We start from the raw sequence: 23,631 nt of genomic DNA, 5'->3' as shown, positions 1-23,631 counted from the left end.
TCAGCAAGTTCCCATTCCGATTCGCAACGACCAAGGCTATCAGATTCGTCCCGGCTGCCGTACGATTTACTACGGCGACCTTTAGTGCCGACGACCTGACGCCTTGTTCTCTTTGCAACGCGGAATAACATTCACCTTTTAGCTCCCGTCATGCAAGAAAAATACAGCCCAACCGACGTCGAAAAATCAGCGCAAGACTATTGGCAATCCATAGACGCCTACAAGGCGGTCGAATATGCCAAGGACAAGAACGGCCAGGACAAAAAGAAGTTCTACGCCTGCTCGATGCTGCCCTACCCTTCCGGCAAGCTGCACATGGGTCATGTGCGTAACTACACCATCAATGACGTGATGTACCGCTACTTGCGGATGAATGGTTACAACGTCTTGATGCCGATGGGCTGGGATGCGTTCGGCATGCCGGCGGAGAACGCTGCCATGGCCAATGGCGTGCCGCCAGCGCAATGGACCTACGCCAACATCGCCCACATGAAGACACAGTTGCAGGCGATGGGACTGGCGATCGACTGGTCGCGTGAAATGACCGCCTGCACGCCGGAATACTATAAGTGGAACCAATGGATGTTCCTGAAGATGCTGGAACAAGGCATCATCTACAAAAAGACCGGTACCGTGAACTGGGATCCGATCGACCAGACCGTATTGGCCAACGAACAGGTAGTCGACGGCCGCGGCTGGCGCTCCGGCGCGCTGATCGAAAAGCGCGAAATTCCGATGTACTACGCGAAGATCACCGACTACGCCGAAGAGTTGCTGGAACACGTAGAAACCAAATTGCCGGGCTGGCCGGAACGGGTGCGCCTGATGCAGGCCAACTGGATCGGTAAATCGACCGGTGTGCGTTTCGCCTTCCCGCACAAGATCGAAGAAAACGGCCAGCTGATCCAGGACGGCAAACTGTGGGTATTCACCACCCGCGCCGACACCATCAAAGGCGTGACTTTCTGCGCCGTAGCGCCGGAACACGCCCTCGCTACCTTTGCTGCCAAGAGCAATCGGGAACTGGCTGAATTCATCGCCGAATGCAAAAAGGGCAGCGTCATCGAAGCCGACATGGCAACGATGGAAAAGAAAGGCATGCCGACCGGCTTGTACGTTTCGCATCCGCTGACCGGCCAGCAAATCGAAGTATGGGTTGGCAATTACGTCTTGATTACCTACGGCGATGGCGCCGTCATGGGTGTGCCGGCGCACGACGAGCGCGATTTCGCGTTTGCCCAGAAATACGTGCTGCCGATTCGCCCGGTCATCGCGGTACCAGGTAAAACCTACTCCGACGAAAGCTGGCACGAGTGGTATGGCGACAAGGAAAACGGCGTCTGCGTCGATTCCGGCAAATACGACGGCCTCAACTACCAGCAAGCAGTCGATGCGGTTGCTGCCGACCTGGCAGCGCACGGTCTCGGCGAAAAGAAAATTACCTATCGCCTGCGCGACTGGGGCATCTCGCGCCAGCGTTATTGGGGCACCCCGATCCCGATCATCCACTGCGGCGAGTGCGGCGATGTGCCGGTACCGGAAAAAGATCTGCCGGTCATTCTGCCGGAAGACTGCGTGCCGGATGGCAGCGGTAATCCGCTCAACAAAAACGAAAAATTCCTGCATGTCGATTGCCCCAAATGCGGCAAGCCGGCGCGGCGCGAAACCGACACCATGGATACGTTCGTCGACTCATCCTGGTATTACATGCGTTATTGCTCGCCGAAGAGCAACGACGCCATGGTCGATTCGCGCAACGACTACTGGATGCCGATGGACCAGTACATCGGTGGCATCGAACACGCCGTGCTGCATTTGCTGTACGCCCGTTTCTGGACCAAGGTCATGCGCGACTTCGGCCTGATCAAGTTCGACGAACCGTTCACCAACCTGCTGACGCAAGGCATGGTGCTCAACGAAACCTATTTCCGGGAAGATGTCAGCGGCAAGAAGACCTGGCATAACCCGGAAGACGTCGAACTGACGTTTGACGACAAGGGCCGGCCGTTGACGGCCATCTTGAAAGCGGATGGCGCGCCGGTTGAAATCGGCGGCACCGAAAAGATGTCGAAGTCGAAAAACAACGGTATCGATCCGCAAGCCCAGATCGACCAGTACGGCGCCGACACGGCGCGTTTGTTCACCATGTTCGCCTCGCCGCCGGAACAAACCCTGGAATGGTCGGGTACCGGTGTGGAAGGTGCGAATCGCTTCCTGCGCCGGGTCTGGGCATTCAGCTTCGCCCGTGCCAGCAGCGTTGTCCCAGGCGTCACCGCGGATTTTTCCGGATTGAGCGACGTGCAGAAAACCTTGCGCCGTGAAGTGCACAAGATTTTGCAGCAAGCCGACCATGACTTGAAGCGGATCCAGTACAACACGGTGGTCTCGGCCTGCATGAAAATGCTGAACACCCTGGAAGCTGCCAAGCTGGACCAGTCGCCGGCCAGCAACGCGGTATTGACGGAAGGCCTGTCGATCTTCCTGCGCGTCCTCAATCCGGTAGCGCCGCACATCACCCACACGTTGTGGCAAGAGCTCGGCTTTACCGCAGTGCATGGCGACATCCTCGACGCCAGCTGGCCGCAGGTGGACGACAAAGCGCTGGAACAGAGTGAAATTGAAATGATGATCCAGGTCAACGGCAAGCTGCGCGGCAGCATCACCGTTGCCAAGGATGCCGACAAGGCAAGCATCGAGGCCGCAGCGCTGGCAAACGAAAATGTTCAGAAATATCTCGAAGGGCCGCCGAAGAAAGTCATCGTGGTGCCTGGGAAGCTGATCAATATCGTTGCGTAGTGTACTAGTTCGCAAGTACTTCCAAAGCAGGGCCGGATGCATGCGTCCGGCCTTCAATCTTGAAACAAGGAATGTCCGAATGTTGAATAGAATGCCTCTCAGAATGCCTGCAGATTCCGGCACATGGTTGCGCTGGCCCTTGATACTGGTCATGACGGCGATGCTGTGCGCCTGCGGTTTTCATCTGCGCAATTCGGCTAATTTGCCATTCAAGTCCCTGTATATGACGTTTGGCCCCAACTCCCCCCTGGGAATCGAGTTGAAACGCAATATCCTGGCCAGCGGCGATACGCAGGTGTTGACGTCCGCAAAAGGTGCAGAGGTAATACTGGAAGTACTTGGCGAAACCCAGGAGAAAGTCATCCTGACTCTCAACAGCTCCGGCCGCGCGAGCGAATATATGCTGTATTACAGACTGACTTTCCGTGTGACTGACGCGGAAAAGAAGGAATTGTTGCCGGCGACGCTGATTACATTGAAGCGCGACATCAGCTATAACTCGTCGCAAGAATTGTCCAAGGCAGCGGAAGAGGTGCTGCTGTACCGCGACATGCGAAGCGACATGGTGCAACAGGTTCTGCGTCGCCTGGCAGCGCTCAAGACAGCGCAGCCAACCCAACCGGATCAGCAAAACCAGCCAGCGGAGGTAACCCCGGCTACCGTTCCAGCCACCGTTCCTGTCAAATAACCAGCTAAAGGTCAGTTAATGCAATTGCGGTTCGACGCGCTCGACGGCCATCTGGCGAAAACCCTGGCGCCCTTGTACGTAATCACCAGCGACGAGCATCTGCTGGCGCTGGAGGCATCCGACAAGATACGCAAGAGCGCGCGCAGCAATGGCTGCAGCGAGCGCGATGTGCTGGTGGTCGACCGTAGTTTCAAATGGGGAGAACTGCTGGCTGCCAATCAGTCGCAATCGCTGTTCGGCGATAAAAAACTGATCGAATTGCGCATCCCGACCGGCAAACCTGGCAAGGACGGCGGCCAGGCTTTGCAAAACTATACCGCGACGCTGAATCCCGATAACGTCACGATCATTAGCTTGCCCAAGCTGGACTGGGCGACGCAAAAAGCCGCCTGGGTCGCCACGCTGCAGCAGAGCGCTATGTATATAGATATTCCGTTGGTGGAGCGAGCCCATTTACCCAATTGGATCGGGATTCGCCTGGCGGCTCAGCAACAAAGCGCAGACCGGCAATCGCTGGATTTCATCGCCGATCGGGTCGAAGGCAATCTGCTGGCGGCGCATCAGGAAATCCAGAAACTGGCTTTGCTGCATCCTCCCGGCAAACTGAGTTTCGAACAGTGCCACGATGCAGTCCTCAACGTCGCGCGTTATGATGTCTTCAAGCTCAATGAGGCGATGCTGGTCGGCGATACGGCGCGCCTGGTGCGCATGATGGACGGTTTGAAAGGCGAAGGCGAAGCCTTGCCGCTGGTGCTGTGGGCGGTCTCCGAAGAAATCCGCACCTTGTTGAAATTGAAATCGGCAGCCAGCCAGGGACGGCCGATATCCGCGCTGCTGAAGGAATATCGCATCTGGGGACCGCGCGAAAAACTGATGGAGCCGGCGCTGCGGCGCCTGAGCCTGTCGACGCTGGAAGCGGCATTGAAAGATGCCGCGCAAATCGACAAGATGGTCAAAGGTTTACGTGCCAAAGCGTTTTCCGGCGATGCCTGGGACGCTTTGCTGCAGCTGGGTTTAAAAGTCGCACATAATTGATAGTTAGTTGATAGAACATATGAACATCCAACACTACATGACCGAAGTCGGACAACGTGCCCGCGCCGCATCGCGCGCCATGGCGCGTGCCGACAGCGCCGTCAAGAACCGCGCACTGAGCCTGATTGCCGCCGCCATCCGGCGCGATGCCGACCTGTTGCGCGCGGCTAACCAGATCGATCTGGAAACCGCACGCGCCAACGGCCTGGCGCCAGCGATGCTGGATCGCCTGACGCTTTCGGAGCAAGCCATCGCCACCATGATCGCGGGGCTTGAGCAAATTGTCGCCCTGCCCGATCCGATCGGCGAAATCTCGAACATGAAGTACCGTCCTACCGGCATCCAGGTAGGCCAGATGCGGGTACCGCTGGGTGTCATCGGCATCATTTACGAAGCACGTCCGAATGTCACGGTAGACGCCGCCGGCCTGTGCATCAAGAGCGGTAACGCCACCATCTTGCGCGGCGGCTCGGAAGCCCACCATTGCAACCAGGCACTGGCCAAGCTGGTGCAAGAAGGCCTGGCCGGTGCCGGCCTGCCGCAGGATGCGGTACAAGTGGTCGACACCACTGACCGCGCTGCCGTTGGCGCCCTGATCACGATGCCGCAATACGTCGACGTTATAGTGCCGCGCGGCGGCAAGGGCCTGATCGAACGCCTGATCAAGGAAGCCACGGTGCCGATGATCAAGCATCTCGACGGCATCTGCCACGTCTATATCGACGATCAGGCCGATCTCGACAAAGCCGTGAAGATTGCCTTCAATGCCAAATGCCATCGTTACGGCACTTGCAACACAATGGAAACCTTGCTGGTGGCGCGCGCAATTGCGCCACAGGTATTACCGCAGCTGGCCATGCTGTACCAGTCTAAAGAGGTCGAACTGCGCGCCGACGATGAAGCGCGTGCCATCCTGGCGGGCTACCCTCACCTGGCCGCCGCTACCGAAGAAGATTGGGGTACCGAGTATCTGGCGGCGATCCTGTCCGTCAAGATCGTGGCCGACGTGGATGAGGCAATCGCCCATATCAACACCTACTCCTCACAGCATACGGACAGCATCGTCACCGAAAATCATTCGCGGGCGATGCGTTTCTTGCGCGAAGTCGATTCTGCCTCGGTGATGATCAATGCCTCGACCCGTTTTGCGGATGGTTTCGAATTCGGCCTGGGCGCTGAAATCGGTATCTCCAACGATAAATTGCATGCGCGCGGACCGGTCGGCCTGGAAGGCCTGACTTCGCTAAAATATGTGGTGTTCGGGCACGGCGAAGTACGCGAGTAACAAGTAGCACCCAACGTGCGCCACGTAGCTTGAAGTACTTGCAGCTACCGCGGTTACGGCCCTGAATCATCCTTTGCATCAGGGCCAGGGACATTCTGCAATGTCACAGCGGAAAACCCTGGCCGATTACGCTATTGCCCAATATCTGTAGAACCGACTTGCTAGTACTCTTGTCTTATATGCAATCGAATTCACCCTTCCCGTAATAATCAAAAAAAGGAATCCCCATGCTTTGGATCAAGTCGCTGCATATTGTCTTCATCGCCTCATGGTTCGCCGGTCTGTTTTATCTGCCAAGAATCCTGGTCAACCTGGCGCAGGAAACAGATACTGCGGCAACCCAAAGATTGTTGTTAATGGCGCGCAAGCTGTATCGCTTCATGTCGATCCTGTCGTTGCCGGCGATTGTGTTCGGCGCGTGGCTGTGGCTGGGTTACGGCATCGGCAAAGGTCCTGGCAATGGCTGGATGCATGCCAAATTATTCCTGGTGATTCTGGTGATTGGCTATCACCATGCCTGCGGCAGCTTGCTGAAGAAATTTGAAAACGGGGTGAATACCCGCAGCCACACCTGGTTCCGCTGGTTCAATGAAGTACCGGTCCTGTTGCTGCTGGCCATCGTGATTCTGGTTGTTGTCAAACCGTTCTAATCGTTCTAATACTGTCCGAGGATTAGCCATGAGCAAGCTCTGTGAATATTATTTTGCGCCGCACTCGCCGTTCGCCTACCTGGGGCATGCACGCCTGCAGGCTTTGTCGAAACAGTACGACGTAAAAATTGCATTAAAGCCCTGCGACTTATCCAAGGTTTTCAACACCTCGGGCGGCTTGCCTTTGGCCAAACGCGCGCCTCAGCGCCAGGCCTATCGGCTGGAAGAACTGCGGCGCTGGAGCGAATACCTGCAAGTCCCGCTGAACCTGCAACCGACTTTCTTCCCGGTACAGAGCGACGATGCCGCAAAACTGATCATCGCAACCCAACTGGCGCACGGCACGGAAGCCGCCATGATATTGACCGGCGCTATAATGCGTGCAATCTGGGCCGAACAACGCAATATTGCCGATGGCGCTACCTTGATCGCGATTGCCTCGGAGCTTGGCCATGACGGCAAGACCTTGCTGAAATCGGCCGAAACCGCCAGCGTCCAGAGCGAATTCGATCGTTTTACCGATGATGCCATTTCCGCCAATATGTTTGGCGCGCCTTGGTACGTAGTTGACGGCGAGCCGTTCTGGGGCCAGGACCGGCTGGATTTTGTAGAACGGGCATTCGCCAGATAGTTATTTTGTAAGGTGGGCACCTGGTGCCCACCTTACCCAAATTTGTAGTACCACAACGGATAAAAGGTCCCCCCATGTCACATAAGTCTACCGATAAGCACTCCTATTTTTGCCCCTGCCCGCGCGGCTTGGAAGGTGCACTGGCTGAAGAGCTGAATGAAATAGCGCAGTTCAGCGCGCCCGACGTCACTCTCAAGGTCCACACCCAGGTGCCCGGCGGCGTCCATTGCTCCGGTTTGCTGAGCGATGCCTGGCGCATCAACCTGCACTCGCGTATTGCCAGCCGGGTGTTGCTGCGTCTGACGCATGGCGCCTATAAGAATGAAAACGATATTTACGACATGACGCTGGAGCAGGAGTGGGAGAGCTGGTTCCCGGTCAGCCACACGATCCGGGTCGACGTCACCGCCGTGAAATCGCCTTTGCGCAGCCTTCAATTCACCACGCTCAAGATCAAGGATGGCATCTGCGACCGTTTCCGCGACCTCTGCAATGAACGGCCTTCCGTCGACACCGGTACGCCGGACATGCGTATCGTCGGCTTTCTCGATGCCCACAACTTCACGCTGTACCTCGATACCTCCGGCGAAGCCTTGTTCAAGCGCGGCTGGCGCGCCGAAACCGGCGATGCGCCGTTGCGCGAAAATCTCGCCGCCGGCCTGCTCCGTACCTCCGGCTGGAAACCAGGTACGGTCTTGTTCGACCCCATGTGCGGCTCAGGCACTATTTTGATCGAAGCGGCCCAAATCCTCGCTGGTATTCCAGCCGGTGCGCGCCGTCACTTCGCGTTTGAGAAATTCAACGATTTCGAAAGTGAAAAATGGCTGGCAATCAAAGGCAGCTTCAAGCCGCGTCCGCTACCGACCACGCCGACCATCTTCGGCAGCGACATCTCGGGCGATATGGTGCAAATTGCGGCTAACAATCTGCGCAACGCCGGCATCCTGTTTGAAGTGCCGATCAAGCAGATCGAGGCACAGGAAGTCAAACCGCCGAGCGATGCCGAACACGGCATCATGCTGACCAATCCGCCGTACGGCGAGCGGATCGGCGTGCGTGGCGACAGTACGTTGACCAGCGACGACTTGTTGACCGCCTTTTTCAGCGCATTCGGCACCACGCTGAAACAGCGCTTTGCCGGCTGGAGCGTATTTCTGTTTTCTGCCGACCTCAGCTTGCCGAAGTTGCTGCGCCTGAAAGAAGCACGCAAGACGCCTTTCTTCAATGGCGCACTGGAATGCCGCCTGTTCCGCTTTGATATGGTGGCGGGCTTTAACCGCCGTGAAGCGGCCAAGCCAAAGACCGAGTAATAGTCAAAGTACAACGAACGAACAACTCAGTCTCACTCAGCAATCCTCAATAAAACCAGCGCATTCTCTGCGCTGGTTTTGCATCAGGCAGTTTGGCCGGACGCCTTGTCGCCCTCCCTCGAGAAGCCAAACCTGATATCCCCCACAAGTAATATTTCCCTTGTGCATCACACTATGCACAGCGCCTGACATTGCCTATTCAGCATCACTTCGCAATTACCCAACGCCGACACTAAAAGCGCTTGCATTCCCCGTCCAGCTGGCTAATAATACAAATACGAATTGTTCGCATTTACAGAAAGGACTATAATGAGCCAGACGATACGACGCGAAGCGCAAGTTGAAAAAACACCTGTGTCCAGCATCACGAAGTCAGTTGCATCAGCAGTCACGCGAATCAAGAGCCAGGATCTGTTCAAGCAAATGCGTGAGCTGGAAATCGATCATGGCGGCCGGATTTATAAGCTGCGCCTGACGCAACTGAACAAATTGATCCTGACCGCTTAAGCACTGTAGTTTTTATTTGGCCGCATTTAGCTAACCGCAGCCAACCCTAGCCCGCCGTAGTCGCCAGCCAGCAAGATACTGATATAGGAGTGCTTGATGGTATCGGAAAAAATCAACCCGGCTTTGGTGGAGCCGAACGGCGCACCGGCACAGCCGGAGCTGCTGGTTTCGGCAGTGTTGCACCTGATGTCGCATTACACCGCGCATAACCAGGAAACCAGCGGTTGCGTCAAGCTGGCCTCGGTGATTGAGCGCCACTTGAAGGCGCTGGCAGATTTACCGAACCTGGCGCCGGTATTACGCGCAACCTGCCTGCAGTTGTCGGAGCAGTGGGGAACAGTAGTAGAGAACACCATGCCGCCGCCGGAAAAATACAATCTGTTCAGCAGATTCGTGGCCGCAAACAGGGTGTGCTGAAGTAGTACCGCGCCGTACCGAATAAGTGTTAATAACCGCCACAAGAACATTCTTGTCGGCCGATTTCTATCTTTTTAATCTGCCTTTTAACTATGGCAGTAAGGTGCAAAATGATTGTTTGTGTTTGCAATAACGTATCGGATCGAAAAATTCGGCAGGCAGTCGATGAGGGCATGTCCTCCATGTCTGAACTGCGCGAGAACCTGGGTATCGGCACCTGCTGCGGGAAGTGTCGTTCCTGTGCAAAAAGCGTATTGCGTGAATGCCTCGGCAACCAGGCGCCGGCTGCCCTGCGCCATGTTCAAGCCATGGTGTTTCAACAAAACATACAGGCCGCGTAATCTCGCAGGGTAAGCTTAACTATGTCGTCTGCAGCAATCAGTTATCCCGCGCTTGCATGGAAACAAGTCAGGCGTATCGGGCCATTAGGCACCATCCTCTTGGTGCACGTAGCTTTTTTCTGGGCCTTGAAAAGCGGTCTGATCCATCAGGCTGCGCAAGCCATGCCGAAGGAAATCTTCGCCAGCTTCATCACGCCGGAAAAGGCGCCTGAGCCAACACAGCCAAAACCACAGCCGGCCGCACCAAAGACCGTCGCTGTAGTAAAGAGGAACATCAACCCGCCGCGCCCTACGCCGGTCGTCAATAACACACCGTCGGAAGCCGCCATTTCAGTACCGACGCCGGCTCCGCAACCGCCGCAGCGCGAAGAACCGGTTGCAGCTGCGGCGCCGGTTGCACCTGCTGCTGCAGCAGCTGTGGCCCAGCCACGCACCATCACGTCCGGGGTCGAATATATCCAGCCGCCTGATGTGAAATATCCCGCCGTTTCCAAGCGCATGGGCGAAGAAGGCAAGTCGATCATCCGCGTTCTGATCAATGAAAAGGGCCATGCCGAGCGCGCCGAGGTGCAAAAGTCTTCTGGCTCAAGCCGTCTGGATGACGCCGCCAGACAGGCGGTAATGCGGTCTTTATTCAAGCCCTACATGGAAGACGGCAAGCCGATGCCGGTATTTGCCATCGTTCCTATCAATTTCCAGTTATCCAATTAATCAATGCCGCTTCTGGCGTTTCGCCAGAGCAGCCGCAGCTTATCTACAGCGGTCCATCTACAGCAGTTCATCTAGAATACAGGGGAAATTATCATGGAAATAAGTCCATACGGATTGGAAGCGCTCTGGGGCCAAGGCGATTTCGTCATTAAAAGCGTCGCCGTGCTGCTGGTGGCGATGTCGATCGCATCCTGGTATGTGATCCTGACCAAGGCTTTGCAAATCCTGCGCTTCCAACGTGCCGCACACGCCGCAGGCCATCAGTTCTGGGATACCACCAGCTTGCCGGAGGGCATTGCCACGCTAGGTACGGAAAACCCGTTTGCCGAAGTAGCTCAGGCCGGCGTCTCCTCGATGCGCCATCACGCTGCCCACAAAGGACATTTGCACGACCAGCTGTCAGTCAGCGACTGGGTCACCTTGTCATTGCGCCAGGCGATTGACGAAGTCTCAGGCAAATTGCAGGCCGGCATGGCGGTACTGGCGTCAGTTGGCTCGACCGCGCCGTTTGTCGGCTTGTTTGGCACGGTCTGGGGCATTTATCATGCGCTGGTATCAATCGGCACCTCCGGCCAGGCTAGCATCGACAAGGTCGCCGGACCGGTCGGTGAGGCACTGATCATGACCGCGCTCGGCCTGGCGGTGGCGATCCCGGCTACCTTCGGCTATAACGCACTGGTGCGCGGCAATAAAACCATCATCGCCAAGCTGAATAAATTCGGCTTCGACCTGCATGCGCTGTTTGTTACCGGTTCCCGCTCAAGCAATACCGAATCCGACAATCCGAACGGTTCGAACAATGGCGCCAGACTGGTCGCTGTGAAAGGCGCATGATGGGCATGGGTTCCCTGTCCGATTCGGACGACGATTTCAATCCGGAGATCAACACCACGCCGCTGGTCGACGTCATGCTGGTGCTGTTGATCATCTTCATCATGACCATCCCGGTGATGAATCACGCGGTAAAAATTGATTTACCGCGTGCCACCAACCAGCCGGATCAGACCAAGCCGGAAAACATCAATCTGTCTATCGATGCCGACGGCAAACTGTTCTGGAATGAAGAAGCAATCGATCGTAACGAACTCAATTCGCGGATTGCCGTTGCAGCCCAAAAGCAGCCGCAGCCTGAATTACATTTGCGCGCAGCGCGTACCGTGCAATATGAAAAAGTGGCTCAGGTAATGGCAGCGGCTCAATCCGGAGGGCTCGGGAAAATCGGCTTCGTTACCGATCCCGACGCCAAGTAAGCATGCCGGGGCGCGGCCCCTTGATGCACAAATCACAATGAAAATGATTCGCGCTATCTGATGATGAAAAAGCCTATGGCATGCGCTATCATGGCTGCGATTTCGGTTGATTGCCGGTTAAACGGCATACCGATCACGTGAGAAGCCAGCATAAAATCTAGTAATCCCCGATTTTATGGCTGCGCGCTCCGCATTCCTAATATAGCGAGGTTCCCATGCAAGGCGAAAAACAAATCATCACGCTGCTCAATGCGCAGTTAACCAATGAACTGACTGCGATTAATCAGTATTTCCTGCATGCCCGCATGTACAAGCACTGGGGCCTGGAAAAGCTCGGCAAGAAGGAATATGAAGAGTCGATCGGCGAAATGAAGCACGCCGACAAACTGATCGACCGCATCCTGATGCTGAATGGCCTGCCGAACCTGCAGGCATTGCACAAGCTGATGATCGGCGAATCGACGCCGGAGATGCTGCAGTGCGACCTGAAGCTGGAGCAAGGCGCGCAAAAGACTGTCAAGGAAGGCATCGCCGCTTGCGAAAAAGCCGGTGATTATGTATCGCGCGAACTCTTCGTGGAAATCCTCGAAGATACGGAAGAACATATCGACTGGCTGGAAACCCAGCTCGACCTGATCGATAAAGTCGGGCTGCAGAACTATCTGCAAAGCCAGATGGACGCTTAACTGGCGTCGACACCAGACTCAGGCTCGAACTCAGACTCGCGGCTTCCGACTTATCCTCGGAAGCCGTTTTTCTTTGCGCCCCGCCTACGCGACCAAAGCCAGCAAGCTGCGCATGACAGCATCTGCTGTCAATGAGACATCTTGCATCTCGACGATTTTCCGCTTATTGGTATGGCCGTGGGTGATCACAATCCTGCTGCGCGGCACATCCAGCAGCTCTGCCAGATAGCGAATCAACGCTTCGTTTGCCTTACCCTCAATGGGTTGCGCCTGTAAGCGTACTTTGAGTACGTCCTCTTGGGGCCCGATGACCTGGCTTTTCTTGGCATTAGGCGTTACCTGCAGTGCCAGCCTGACACCGCCGGCAATATCGGAGCACCATGCATGCAATCTTTGGCCCTGCACGGGCGCCGCGCCTGCACCTGCGCCCGCCTTGTGTTTCATTTGCGGCTCATTTGTAATTCACGTCAGCGACATGATCAGATAGATCACCAGCTGGTGCACTACTCTCAGCAGTATCAGCGCTGCCAGCGGCGACAGATCGATATTGCCAATCAGCGGGATAATCCTGCGCAAAGGCCGCAGCAACGGCTCATTCAACGCTCGTACGAAGGGCGCCAGGGGTGCGTTCGGATTCACCCAGCTGAAGATCGCTTCAATAATCAATAACGCGATCAGTCCATAAAATACCCATTGGAAAAACAGCAGTGCCGACAGGCTGAAAATCAATGTGGCATTCAATGCCGACCTGACGCCGAGTTCCAGCAAGATGCAGATGACGGCCACCAGGACCGCGCCGATCAGGCTGGCCCAGTCGTAGCCGCCAACCCCGGGCAACAAGCGCCGCATTGGGCGCACAGCCCAGTCAGACAGGGTAAAGATGAACTGCGCCAACTGTTGCGGCGGCCGTACGCGCACTGCCTGGATCCAGAATCGCAGTAACAGGACTCCGCCCAGGACGCTGGCGATAGTTTCGATAATCAAGGTGAAAATATTCTGCAACACGACGTGTTTCCCTTCCCATATGAAGCAATGATTCAGGCTTGCGAACATCGACGCGTAACGGTCCGGCGCGCCAATATACTGATAACTTACCCGAATTCGGGCGCAAGATGTAATTCGGAGACGTAGGCGAATGCCACGGATTCAGGAAAAGTACGAGTGTACCAGCTGGCTGTCGTAGCAGTTATTTCGACTTGGCTGCGCTAGCTGACGAACCTGCTCACGCGCCACTCACATCGCCCTCACATCGCGTACCCACAAATAAAAACCCGCTGGACAGCGCGAAGCTGTACAGCGGGTGATACCTGAATTCAATCAGGCAAACCGACAAACGCTAATTACGGGCGTGTGCCAGTTGGGAACGGCCAAGCTGCTGCCGGGTTGAGCACTGTCTTTACTGCTGGCTCAGCTGCAGGTTTTGCCACTGGTTTTTTGGCTGCAGGTTTCGCTGCGGCTTTTTTAACAGCTGGCTTAGCTGCTGCAGGTTTGGCGGCAGGTTTAGCTGCTGCCTTAGCTACCGGCTTTTTTGCTGCTGGCTTAGCCGCAACTTTCTTAACTGCCGGCTTTTTGGCCGCTGGTTTAGCTGCTGCTTTGGCTACCGGCTTTTTGGCTGCAGGTTTAGCTGCTGCTTTCTTAGCTACCGGCTTTTTCGCTGCTGGCTTAGCTGCAGGTTTAGCTGCTGCTTTCTTAGCTACCGGCTTTTTGGCCGCGACAGCTTTCTTAGCTACTGGCTTCTTGGCCGCTGCTGGTTTGGCTGCTGCTTTCTTAGCTACCGGCTTTTTAGCTGCTACTGCTTTCTTAGCTACCGGCTTTTTGGCCGCGACAGCTTTCTTAGCAACTGGCTTCTTGGCCGCTGCTGGTTTGGCTGCTGCTTTCTTAGCTACTGGCTTTTTAGCCGCGACAGCTTTCTTGGCAACTGGTTTCTTAGCTGCTGGTTTTGCTGCTGCTTTAGCTACTGGCTTTTTAGCCGCGACAGCTTTCTTAGCAACTGGTTTCTTAGCTGCTGGTTTTGCTGCTGCTTTAGCTACTGGCTTCTTGGCCGGTGCTGCTTTCTTCACAGCGGGTTTCTTCGCTGCGGGTTTCTTTGCTGCTGTTGCCATTTTGTTTCTCCTTCACGTGATGGAAAAAATCAAGCTCCAAGTTGGAAACCCGACGAACCCATCGCGATGGGAACGGCGGATTATTCATCGGCGCAATCAACTCTGCTTGCGCTAATGAATTCGGCACCAGCTGAACTGCTCCATCCCCTCATTGATGCAGCACTTCAGCCATAATCGGCTAAGGTCTTTTCCCGGTTTCCAGGACCTGGGAAGAGTCTCGAATTTCGAGTTTCGCGCCACCTGTAGGCTGCGATCCTTGGCCAAAAAACGCCAGCGGCTAGGCCGGCGTCGGAATTCTGTTACAAAAACGTTTAGTTTTTTCCAAAGAAAACGCCGCCAAACCCGATTGAATCGGGGTAAGCGGCGACAACAGATAAGTACGCTTCTGTCTTTGGCTGTTCATTAAGTTTGGAAATCACCTTTCAGTTTGCAGACTTTTTTATAGTACTAAGCGCTGCAGGACTCCAGCAACCTCTTCCATCCACCTCGTTATTCTTGTCCGAGATCTGAAGCCTTTATTCCCAGTTCAGTGCACCGCCGGTTTGATATTCGATTACACGAGTCTCAAAAAAGTTGCGTTCTTTTTTCAGATCGATCATCTCGCTCATCCAGGGGAAGGGATTTTCTTCCTGAGGGAACATTGGGTCCAGTCCGATTTGTTGCGCGCGGCGATTTGCAATGAACCGCAAATAACCTTTGAACATTGGCGCATTCAAACCGAGCACTCCACGCGGCATTGTATCCTCTGCGTAGCGATATTCCAACTCTACTGCGCTTAAAAACAACGCTTTAATCTCATCGCGGAATTCCGGCGTCCACAAATGCGGATTTTCCATCTTGATTGTGTTGATCAAATCGATGCCGAAGTTACAGTGCATCGACTCATCGCGCAGAATGTATTGGTACTGTTCCGCCGCACCCATCATCTTGTTTTGACGGCCCAGCGCAAGGATCTGCGTGAAACCGACGTAGAAGAAAAGTCCTTCCATGATGCAGGCGAACACGATCAGCGAGCGCAACAATTTCTGATCGTTTTCAGTAGTGCCGGTCTTGAATTCAGGATCGGTCAGCGTATTGATAAAGGGGATCAGGAACTCGTCTTTGTCGCGGATCGATTTGACTTCGTGATAGGCGTTGAAGATTTCCGCCTCGTCCAGACCGAGCGATTCCACGATGTATTGATAGGCGTGGGTGTGGATTGCTTCTTCAAAAGCCTGGCGCAGCAAATACTGCCGGCATTCCGGCGCAGTGATATGGCGATACGTGCCAAGCACGATATTGTTGGCGGCGAGCGAGTCGGCGGTAACGAAAAAACCCAGGTTACGCTTGACCAGACGGCGTTCATCGTCCGTCAGGCCGTTCGGATTCTTCCACAGCTCGATGTCGCGCTGCATGTTGATTTCCTGCGGCATCCAGTGGTTGGCGCAGCCGGCCAGGTACTTGTCCCAGGCCCATTTGTACTTGAACGGGACCAGCTGATTGACGTCGGTATGGCCGTTGATGATGCGCTTGTCAGCGGCATTGACGCGGTGCGTCACGTCGACTGCCGGAGCTGCTTGGAATGCGCTATCGGACATTTGCGGAAGTGCTGAAGGTGCAAATGCCGCTTGCGCCGGCATAGGCGGGGTACGAGGAGCGGGGGCCGAACTTTTTTCTTCATCCCAGGAGAGCATGCTTTATTCCTTTATCTTTCGTAGGGTGGGCACCTGTGCCCGCGCGTGACTTTGCGACTTCAAATTGATCGCCGCGCCTGTTTCGGTAACGCGTGGGCAAAAAACCTGCCCACCCTACTTTCTTTGCAATTGTTTCGTTCTATATGAACTGTTTTACTGGCTTACTGGCAGGCTTCGCACTCTTCAAAACCAGGATCGCCAGGACGCATGGTGCATGCCGGTCCATCCAGTTCTTGTGGCGCAGCCGCAACAGCAGCTGTACCGTAAGTCGCTGCCGCACCGCCGCTGGCGCCGCCATCTACCGAAACCGCATTCAGCGCGCCGGTTTTAGATGTCGACTTTTCAGTATGCGTTGCGCCAATGGTACGCAGGTAGTAAGTAGTCTTGAGACCGCGCAACCATGCCAGCTTGTAGGTTTCGTCGAGCTTTTTACCCGATGCACCTGCCATATAGATATTCAGCGATTGCGCCTGATCGATCCATTTTTGACGACGCGACGCCGCTTCCACCAGCCAGGATGGCTCAACTTCAAATGCCGTGGCGTAAATCTCGCGCAGATCTTGCGGAATGCGATCGATCTTGGCCAGGCTGCCGTCGAAATACTTGAGGTCGGAGATCATCACTTCATCCCACAAACCACGTGCTTTCAAATCGCGCACCAGGTATTCGTTGATTTCGGTGAACTCGCCTGACAGGTTCGATTTCACGTACAGGTTCTGGTAAGTCGGTTCGATACAAGCCGATACGCCAATGATGTTAGAGATGGTGGCGGTCGGTGCAATCGCTACGCAATTCGAGTTGCGCATGCCGAATTCCTTGATGCGGGCACGCAGCTCGGTCCAGTCCAGTGCTTCCGACATGTCGACTTCGAGGTAGCCGCCACGCTCTTCAGCCAGCAGTTTCACGGAATCTTGCGGCAGGATGCCACGATCCCACAAGGAACCGCGATAGCTGCTGTAACGGCCGCGCTCTTCCGCCAGTTCGGTCGATGCCCAATAAGCGTGGTAGCAAACCGCTTCCATCGAATTATCGGCAAATTCAACCGCTGCTTTCGAGGCATAAGGTACGCGCATCATGTGCAGGCAATCCTGGAAACCCATGATACCGAGACCAACCGGGCGATGCCGCAGATTGGAATCACGCGCCTTCTTCACTGCATAGTAGTTAATATCGATCACATTATCCAGCATGCGCATTGCAGTATTGATAGTTTTCTGCAATTTGGCGTGATCCAGCTTGCCGTCTTTCATGTGCGCCGGCAGATTGACCGAACCCAGGTTACATACGGCGATCTCGGATTCGTTGGTGTTCAGCGTGATCTCGGTGCACAGGTTCGAGCTGTGGACCATGCCAACGTGCTGCTGCGGCGAGCGGATGTTGCATGGATCCTTGAAGGTGATCCATGGATGGCCGGTTTCGAACAGCATCGACAGCATCTTGCGCCACAAGTCGAGCGCCTGGATCTTCTTGAACAGGCGCAGTTCACCGCGGGCAGCCTTGGCTTCATAGCCGGTATAGGCTTCCTCGAAGGCCTTGCCGACCTTGTCGTGCAGGTCCGGCGCATCGCTTGGCGAGAACAGGGTCCACTCGCCCTTTTCCATGACGCGCTTCATGAACAGGTCTGGAATCCAGTTGGCAGTGTTCATGTCGTGGGTACGACGGCGATCGTCGCCGGTGTTCTTGCGCAGGTCGAGGAATTCCTCGATATCCATGTGCCAGGTTTCCAGGTAGGCGCATACCGCGCCCTTGCGTTTGCCGCCCTGGTTCACTGCCACGGCAGTGTCGTTTACCACTTTAAGGAACGGCACCACGCCTTGCGACTTGCCGTTGGTGCCCTTGATATGGGCGCCCAGCGAACGTACCGGTGTCCAGTCGTTACCCAGGCCGCCGGCATATTTGGCCAGCAAGGCGTTTTCCTTGATGGCTTCGTAGATACCGTCGAGATCGTCGGCAACCGTGGTCAGGTAGCAAGACGACAGTTGCGAGCGCAGTGTGCCCGAATTGAACAGGGTCGGTGTCGAGCTCATGAAATCGAAGCTGGACAACAGGTTGTAAAACTCGATTGCGCGTGCTTCGCGATTGACTTCATTCAGCGCCAGGCCCATCGCTACCCGCATGTAAAACGCTTGCGGCATTTCGATGCGGATATCCCGGATGTGCAGGAAATAACGGTCGTATAAGGTTTGCAGGCCAAGATAGCCGAATTGCAGGTCGCGTTCTGGCTTCAGTGCTTCGCCCAGGGCTTTCAGGTCGAATTGCGCCAGCTTGCTATCCAGCAGGTCGGATTCAATACCCTTTTTAATGAATTTCGGGAAATATTCGAGATATGCGGCGGGTGCATCAGCTTGCGCCACTTCTTTGCCGAATACTTCCTTACGGATTGTGTGCATCAGCAGACGCGCAGTAACCGTGCTGTAGGCAGGGTCTTTTTCCATCAGTGCACGGGCTGCCAGAATCGCTGATTTGTGCAGTTCTTCGACCGGCACGCCGTCGTACAGGTTCTTGACGGTCTCGGCCAGGATGGCTTCCGCGTCAACGTGCTTTTCCAGGCCGATACAGGCGGCGGTAATCAGGTCACGCACCTGCTGCATGTCCAACACGCGGCGCTGGCCGTCTTCTGTCACAAACAATTCGGTGCCGGCTACGGTTGCCGTGGCGCCGGTTTGTTGCTGCGAACGCTCTTCCATGCGCTTGGCGCGATACAGCACGTAGGCACGCGCCACGTCATGCTCGCCGGAGCGCATCAGGGACAGTTCAACCTGGTCCTGGATGTCTTCAATATGGAACGTGCCGCCATTCGGCTGCCGGCGCACCAATGCGGCGACGACGTTGGAAGTCAATTGCTCGACCAGTTCGCGTACCCGTGCCGATGCAGCACCCTGGCCGCCATTGACTGCGAGGAATGCCTTGGTGACAGCGATCGAGATCTTGGACGGTTCAAAGCCGACCACGGCGCCGTTGCGGCGGATGATGCGGTAGTCGCCGAAACTGCTGGAAACCTTGACGGGAGAGCCGCTACCGGTTGATGGCGGAACACCAGCGACTTCGGCTGATGATTTAACGGAAATTTCTTGAGTAGATTGCACTGAGCCTCCCGAGACTGTGAAAACAGGCGAAACAATTACGCCTGCTGTTATTAATTAGAACCCTGGAACCATTGATGGTTCAGATACTGCTTGTTGCCACATCAGTCATTGCTGCAGTCACTGCTTGATCGACTGCTTCATCGACTACTAATCGGCAGGCGCTCATGACAGATGCCCGAATTCAGATAAAAAAGAGAAAAAACAGCGTTGTTAAATAATAGAAATACGTAATAGAAATACGGTAGAACTACAACAAACCCAGAGGCCGCTTAGCAGCCTGTCCGACACCTGCATTTATACTGATATGAGTACAAAAACAAAACACCACACGGTGGACAGACCATGCAAAACAAGCCACGGACGAGATACGAAAAACACTACATATAGGTTTCTGGATTTGATTTTTACTAATTGTAGTACCTAGGGCGCGCCGATGCAATCCAAAAGTGGGATCTTTTTTATATGCAAAAAGAGACTATTCAATTGACTTTTTTGTCTATGGCTGGAAAGTGCAAAGACGGTTTGCCGGAGGTCTGCTGCATATGCCCGGCTAAGGCTTGCTGGTATTGGGTCCAGTCAAAAAACGGACCTGGATCGGTCTTTCTGCCGGGTGCGATATGTTCATGCCCAGCCACCGCGGCGAGAGGGTAACGCAACTGCAAGGCATGGGTCAATGCCGCAAGTGCTCGATATTGCAATGCTGGAAACTGTTCGAAATCGGTGCCCTCCAGCTCGATCCCGATTGAAAAATCGTTGCAGCGCTCGCGGCCTTCGAAACAAGATACGCCCGCATGCCAGGCACGATCATTGGCCGAGACGAACTGGACCACGCCGCCGTCGCGCAGTATCAGGAAATGGGAGGAAACCCTGAGCGGGCGCAACTGCTCGAAATAAGGATGGGCGTCATAATCCAGGCGATTGCCGAACAGGTCGGCAATATAATGGCCGCCAAACTGGCCAGGCGGCAGGCTGATGTTATGAATCACCAGCAAATCCGCCACGCAACCATCTGGCCGCGCATCGCAGTTGGGCGACGACTGCCGCACCACTTCCTCGGGACGGCACCAGCCGTCTGCACCGATTGAAAAACTTGGGGGAAGCGATGTCTGCTCCGTCATTGTTACCTGGCCCTGGTTCTGAATGAAATCTTAATCCTGCTCATGGATCGACAAACGCTGCATCCGGTAGCGCAACTGGCGAAAGCTGATGCCCAGCAAATCGGCTGCCTTGGTGCGATTGAAATGCGTACGCGTCAGTGCTTGCCGAATCACGTCGCGTTCGATGTCGTCAAGATAATCCGGCAGCGAAGGCGGCAGTTCGGCGCCGTTGAATTGCGTTGCAATGGCAGCCACGCCAGCCGCACCAGTCACAAGCGGCTCCAGGTTCATCGCCATGGCGCTACCAGCCATCCCGGCTTCATAGTAATGATCGCCAGGCTCCAGTGCCTCTGCTACTTCTGCGGACCGCCCTTGGTTGCCCGGCTTCAAACCCAGATCCGCCACCTCGATCACGCCGTCGTTGGCAAACGCCAACGCGCGCTCCAGGATATTCTCCAGTTCGCGCACATTTCCCGGAAACGCATAAGCACGTAGCGCGGACAAAGCCGCCGGCGCCAGCGTCACCTGCTCCGCCTGCGGGGTAAACGCCGACAAGCGTCCCAAGATCGCCGCGACCAGCAGGCCGATGTCATCCAGCCGCTCTCGCAACGGTGGCAGTTTTAATTCAATGACATTCAAACGATAGTACAAATCCTGGCGAAATCTACCTGATTCGACGCACTCGGCCAGATTCTGATGAGTAGCGCTGACCAGACGGACGTCCACCGCCTCCTCCACCGTGGCGCCAACCTTGCGCACCCGGCGCTCCTGGATCGCGCGCAACAGCTTTACTTGCATCGCCAGCGGCAAATCGGCGACCTCATCCAATAGCAAGGTACCGCCATTCGCGGCTTGAAAGAATCCGTCGCGGTCATCGGCGGCACCGGTAAATGCGCCTTTACGGTAGCCGAAGAACTCGGCTTCCATCAAAGCTTCCGGGATTGCGCCGCAATTGACGGCGACAAAGGGTTTGTCGGCGCGCGGACTGAGTGCATGGATATCCCGTGCCGCCAATTCCTTGCCGCTGCCGGATTCGCCGGTAATCGCCACCGGCGCCATGCTGCGCGCCAGACGCACGATCTGCGTACGCAACTCTTGCATGGCGGCAGATTGGCCGATCAGGCGTAACGCAGCGCCGGAGCGTAGTTTGGCATCCGCTGCCGGGCGCTGGTTTTCGACCGGCTTACCGACACGCAACGCCGATTGCACCATCAAGCGCAACTGATCGAGCGCCACCGGTTTCGACAAATAATCGAAAGCACCTGCCTTTAACGCCATGACGGCATTGTCGGCACTGCCGTAGGCGGTAATCACGGCAATCGGTATGACCTTTTCGCCAGTGGTGACTTCGCGCACCAGTTCGATCCCCAGTCCATCCGGCAGACGCATATCGGTCAGGATCAAGGCATAGTCGTTTTGCGCCAAATGGCTGCGCGCCACAGACAAATTTTCTGCGCTATCGACATCCAGCCCCATTTTTACCAATGCTATTTCCAGCAGTTCGCGCAGGTGCGCTTCGTCATCAACAACCAGAATACGGGGTGAAGTCATGGCATTCGTCTTTTTCAGTCAAATCTAATCGGCAAGAGACACCGGGTCATGGGCAGCAAACGCAATAACAAAACGACCACTCACGTGGCTGGAATTCTGTCCTTGAACATCATGCCGGTATTCATAATCGAGCAGTGCGCCGTTATTCAAACACAACTCGCGCGCTAAAAACAAGCCTAATCCGGTACCTTTGCTGGAGGTCGTATAGAACGGCTCGAACAGGTGCGCCCGGACCGCCGGAGAAATCGGTTCGCCATCGTCCTGCACATGCAATTCCAGGCGCTCCGCCACGCTGGACATGACGTGCAAGCGCATTGCGCCCGGCCGGGCACTGGCGTAACGCACCGCGTTCGATAACAGATTTGTCACTACTTCACGCAGATGCAGCGGATCAAACCAGACACTCTGCAGATCTGCAGCATCGATCTGTAAGGCAATCGCAGCCGGCGCCACTGCATGGGTTTGCCTGAAATCCCTGACGATATCGTGCAACAAGGGCGCCAGCAGAATCGGTTCAAGCTGCCGCTGCGCCTTGCGCGACAGCTTCAGGATATCCTCAATCATGCGATTCAGGCGTGCCACATTGTCGTCGATAATCGTCAGCAGGCGCATCTCGGCCGACTCGGTGGCGTCTTCCGCCAGCAAGGTCGCAGCATACGAAATCGACGCCAGCGGATTACGTACCTCATGCGCGATACTGGCGGTCAGGCGACCCATGGCAGCCAGTTTCAGTTGTTGGGCCTGGTTTTCAATTTCGCTGACATCCTGCAAAAAAATGACTGCCCGGTACTCACTCAGTTCGCGCATCCTGACGGCAGCAAAGCGCACTTTCAAATGCGCCGCCAGCTCGCGCCGCCCGCTCCAGCCGATAGCCGCCTCCTGGCCCTGGCCAAGATCGTCGGTATGTTTGATGGTGACGAAAACCGCCTCTCCCACGCTCGGAGAAACCGTGCGTGGCAGGTCGCTTACATGTGACTCCCAGGCAAACAAGGCATCGGTGATGGGTGCCAGCACCGCATAATCGCTCAACTTGTGCTGCTGGTCCTCATCAGACAGGGACAAACCCAGCATGCGCTCGGCCGCCGGATTTGCCATAATCAAAGTGCCAACCGGGTCGACCACCAGCAGACCATCACCCATGTCCTTGATCGCAATGCGGTTAATGTCCATTTGCACCCGCAAATCCCTGCCGCGCTGGGTCGCCAGCTCCTCTTGCTTGATTAGTTTGTTGGCCAGACGGTTAATAACCAGCACCGCAAAAAAGAAGGCGCCGCCATACAAGCCAGCTTGCAAGGTGGAGGCGTCCGGCGCCGACTGCAGAATCTGGTAACCGCTTTCCCCGAGCAGTACGATGGTCGCTATTGAAACAAACAACAGCGCCAACAGCAGCGGCGCCAGGATCGCTGCGCCAGCCAGAGGAAACAGATACAGGATCGCCAGGCCGCCCTTGGCGCCGCCGGCACCTATATACAACATCGACACCGCGATCATGTCTACCGTGATCGGCACCACGATCTGCGCCATGTAATGGCGATGATGATATGCGGTGACCGCAGTGAAGATGCCGGCGCACAGCAGGTAGACGCTGCAGGTTTGCGGATTCGTGAATAGCTGCGAAAACCAGGATTCGCTTTTGCTCTGGGTGCTGAGATAGGCCAGCATGACCATCGCAACCACGATACGCGTCACATTGAAGGTTTGCAGCGTGCGCCAGAAGGTGTCCGGCTTATCGTCCAGCGAAGTGACGGTGGCGGTGTGACTCGGGCTGGGGCTCCTCATACGTATATGTCCTGTCTCACGATGCATCTTGAATTC

General features: G+C 55.5%; 22 protein-coding genes. 14 read left to right on the top strand and 8 right to left on the bottom strand.

The genetic code is table 11. From position 1 onward, the window contains the following. Positions 1-150 precede the first annotated feature (150 nt). From leuS to bfr, 14 genes are all read left to right on the top strand, one after another. A complete protein-coding gene (leuS, locus tag BM205_RS13605; RefSeq protein WP_092415296.1) occupies positions 151-2,796 on the top strand; it encodes a leucine--tRNA ligase in 2,646 nt (881 codons plus the stop codon). A 103-nt stretch (positions 2,797-2,899) separates the two neighbouring features. Next, a complete protein-coding gene (lptE, locus tag BM205_RS13600; protein ID WP_254783881.1) occupies positions 2,900-3,484 on the top strand; it encodes an LPS-assembly lipoprotein LptE in 585 nt (194 codons plus the stop codon). A gap of 18 nt (positions 3,485-3,502) precedes the next feature. Beyond that, positions 3,503-4,519: a DNA polymerase III subunit delta gene (gene holA / locus BM205_RS13595; protein ID WP_092415292.1), complete on the top strand. Its 1,017-nt coding sequence runs from the start codon at positions 3,503-3,505 to the stop codon at positions 4,517-4,519. A gap of 19 nt (positions 4,520-4,538) precedes the next feature. After that, positions 4,539-5,804, top strand: a complete 1,266-nt coding sequence (locus tag BM205_RS13590; protein ID WP_092415290.1) for a glutamate-5-semialdehyde dehydrogenase — start codon at positions 4,539-4,541, stop codon at positions 5,802-5,804. A gap of 227 nt (positions 5,805-6,031) precedes the next feature. After that, positions 6,032-6,454 (top strand): CopD family protein, encoded by a 423-nt coding sequence (locus BM205_RS13585; RefSeq protein WP_092415288.1) that lies wholly within the window; start codon positions 6,032-6,034, stop codon positions 6,452-6,454. Between the two features lie 28 nt (positions 6,455-6,482). Continuing rightward, positions 6,483-7,085 carry a 2-hydroxychromene-2-carboxylate isomerase gene (locus tag BM205_RS13580; RefSeq protein WP_092415286.1) on the top strand — a complete coding sequence of 201 codons (603 nt, stop codon included), beginning with the start codon at positions 6,483-6,485 and terminating at the stop codon, positions 7,083-7,085. A gap of 74 nt (positions 7,086-7,159) precedes the next feature. After that, entirely contained in the window at positions 7,160-8,395 is a 1,236-nt protein-coding gene (locus tag BM205_RS13575; RefSeq protein ID WP_092415284.1) for a THUMP domain-containing class I SAM-dependent RNA methyltransferase, read from the top strand. Positions 8,396-8,704: 309 nt separating this feature from the next. After that, complete coding sequence (gene hemP, locus BM205_RS13570) at positions 8,705-8,902, top strand: hemin uptake protein HemP (RefSeq protein WP_092415282.1); 198 nt, start codon at positions 8,705-8,707, stop codon at positions 8,900-8,902. Between the two features lie 96 nt (positions 8,903-8,998). Next, on the top strand, positions 8,999-9,319 hold the full coding sequence (locus BM205_RS13565) for a hypothetical protein (RefSeq protein ID WP_092415280.1): 321 nt from the start codon (positions 8,999-9,001) through the stop codon (positions 9,317-9,319). A 110-nt stretch (positions 9,320-9,429) separates the two neighbouring features. Then, positions 9,430-9,660, top strand: a complete 231-nt coding sequence (locus BM205_RS13560; RefSeq protein WP_092415278.1) for a (2Fe-2S)-binding protein — start codon at positions 9,430-9,432, stop codon at positions 9,658-9,660. A gap of 21 nt (positions 9,661-9,681) precedes the next feature. After that, positions 9,682-10,371 carry an energy transducer TonB gene (locus BM205_RS13555; RefSeq protein WP_092415276.1) on the top strand — a complete coding sequence of 230 codons (690 nt, stop codon included), beginning with the start codon at positions 9,682-9,684 and terminating at the stop codon, positions 10,369-10,371. A 93-nt stretch (positions 10,372-10,464) separates the two neighbouring features. After that, the gene (locus BM205_RS13550; protein WP_092415274.1) at positions 10,465-11,205 is read left to right on the top strand and encodes a MotA/TolQ/ExbB proton channel family protein; all 741 of its coding nucleotides are present in this window, start codon (positions 10,465-10,467) and stop codon (positions 11,203-11,205) included. Next, on the top strand, positions 11,205-11,621 hold the full coding sequence (locus BM205_RS13545) for an ExbD/TolR family protein (protein ID WP_092415464.1): 417 nt from the start codon (positions 11,205-11,207) through the stop codon (positions 11,619-11,621). Before BM205_RS13550 ends, BM205_RS13545 begins: the two co-directional genes overlap by 1 nt. A 215-nt stretch (positions 11,622-11,836) precedes the next feature. Then, positions 11,837-12,307 (top strand): bacterioferritin, encoded by a 471-nt coding sequence (bfr, locus tag BM205_RS13540; protein ID WP_092415272.1) that lies wholly within the window; start codon positions 11,837-11,839, stop codon positions 12,305-12,307. Positions 12,308-12,391: 84 nt separating this feature from the next. Here bfr and BM205_RS13535 read toward each other — a convergent pair whose 3' ends face one another. The 8 genes from BM205_RS13535 to BM205_RS13500 form a co-directional block, all read right to left on the bottom strand. Continuing rightward, entirely contained in the window at positions 12,392-12,751 is a 360-nt protein-coding gene (locus BM205_RS13535) for a DUF167 domain-containing protein (protein WP_092415270.1), read from the bottom strand. A gap of 18 nt (positions 12,752-12,769) precedes the next feature. Continuing rightward, positions 12,770-13,312, bottom strand: coding sequence for a YggT family protein (locus tag BM205_RS13530; protein WP_092415462.1), 543 nt, complete (start codon positions 13,310-13,312; stop codon positions 12,770-12,772). A 335-nt stretch (positions 13,313-13,647) separates the two neighbouring features. Beyond that, complete coding sequence (locus BM205_RS13525; RefSeq protein ID WP_092415268.1) at positions 13,648-14,409, bottom strand: histone H1-like repetitive region-containing protein; 762 nt, start codon at positions 14,407-14,409, stop codon at positions 13,648-13,650. A gap of 515 nt (positions 14,410-14,924) precedes the next feature. Continuing rightward, positions 14,925-16,082, bottom strand: coding sequence for a ribonucleotide-diphosphate reductase subunit beta (locus BM205_RS13520; RefSeq protein WP_092415266.1), 1,158 nt, complete (start codon positions 16,080-16,082; stop codon positions 14,925-14,927). 161 nt (positions 16,083-16,243) lie between these two features. Continuing rightward, positions 16,244-19,168, bottom strand: a complete 2,925-nt coding sequence (locus tag BM205_RS13515) for a ribonucleoside-diphosphate reductase subunit alpha (RefSeq protein WP_092415264.1) — start codon at positions 19,166-19,168, stop codon at positions 16,244-16,246. Between the two features lie 479 nt (positions 19,169-19,647). Next, the gene (gene ampD, locus BM205_RS13510; RefSeq protein ID WP_092415262.1) at positions 19,648-20,286 is read right to left on the bottom strand and encodes a 1,6-anhydro-N-acetylmuramyl-L-alanine amidase AmpD; all 639 of its coding nucleotides are present in this window, start codon (positions 20,284-20,286) and stop codon (positions 19,648-19,650) included. Between the two features lie 30 nt (positions 20,287-20,316). Beyond that, complete coding sequence (locus tag BM205_RS13505; protein ID WP_092415260.1) at positions 20,317-21,816, bottom strand: sigma-54-dependent transcriptional regulator; 1,500 nt, start codon at positions 21,814-21,816, stop codon at positions 20,317-20,319. Between the two features lie 24 nt (positions 21,817-21,840). Then, complete coding sequence (locus BM205_RS13500; RefSeq protein WP_092415258.1) at positions 21,841-23,595, bottom strand: sensor histidine kinase; 1,755 nt, start codon at positions 23,593-23,595, stop codon at positions 21,841-21,843. Positions 23,596-23,631 lie beyond the last annotated feature (36 nt).

This window comes from Collimonas sp. OK307, from assembly GCF_900113705.1.
Taxonomy (GTDB): Bacteria; Pseudomonadota; Gammaproteobacteria; order Burkholderiales; family Burkholderiaceae_D; genus Collimonas.
Note: the sequence above shows the minus strand (reverse complement) of the source record. Positions and strands in the feature narration are given on the sequence as shown.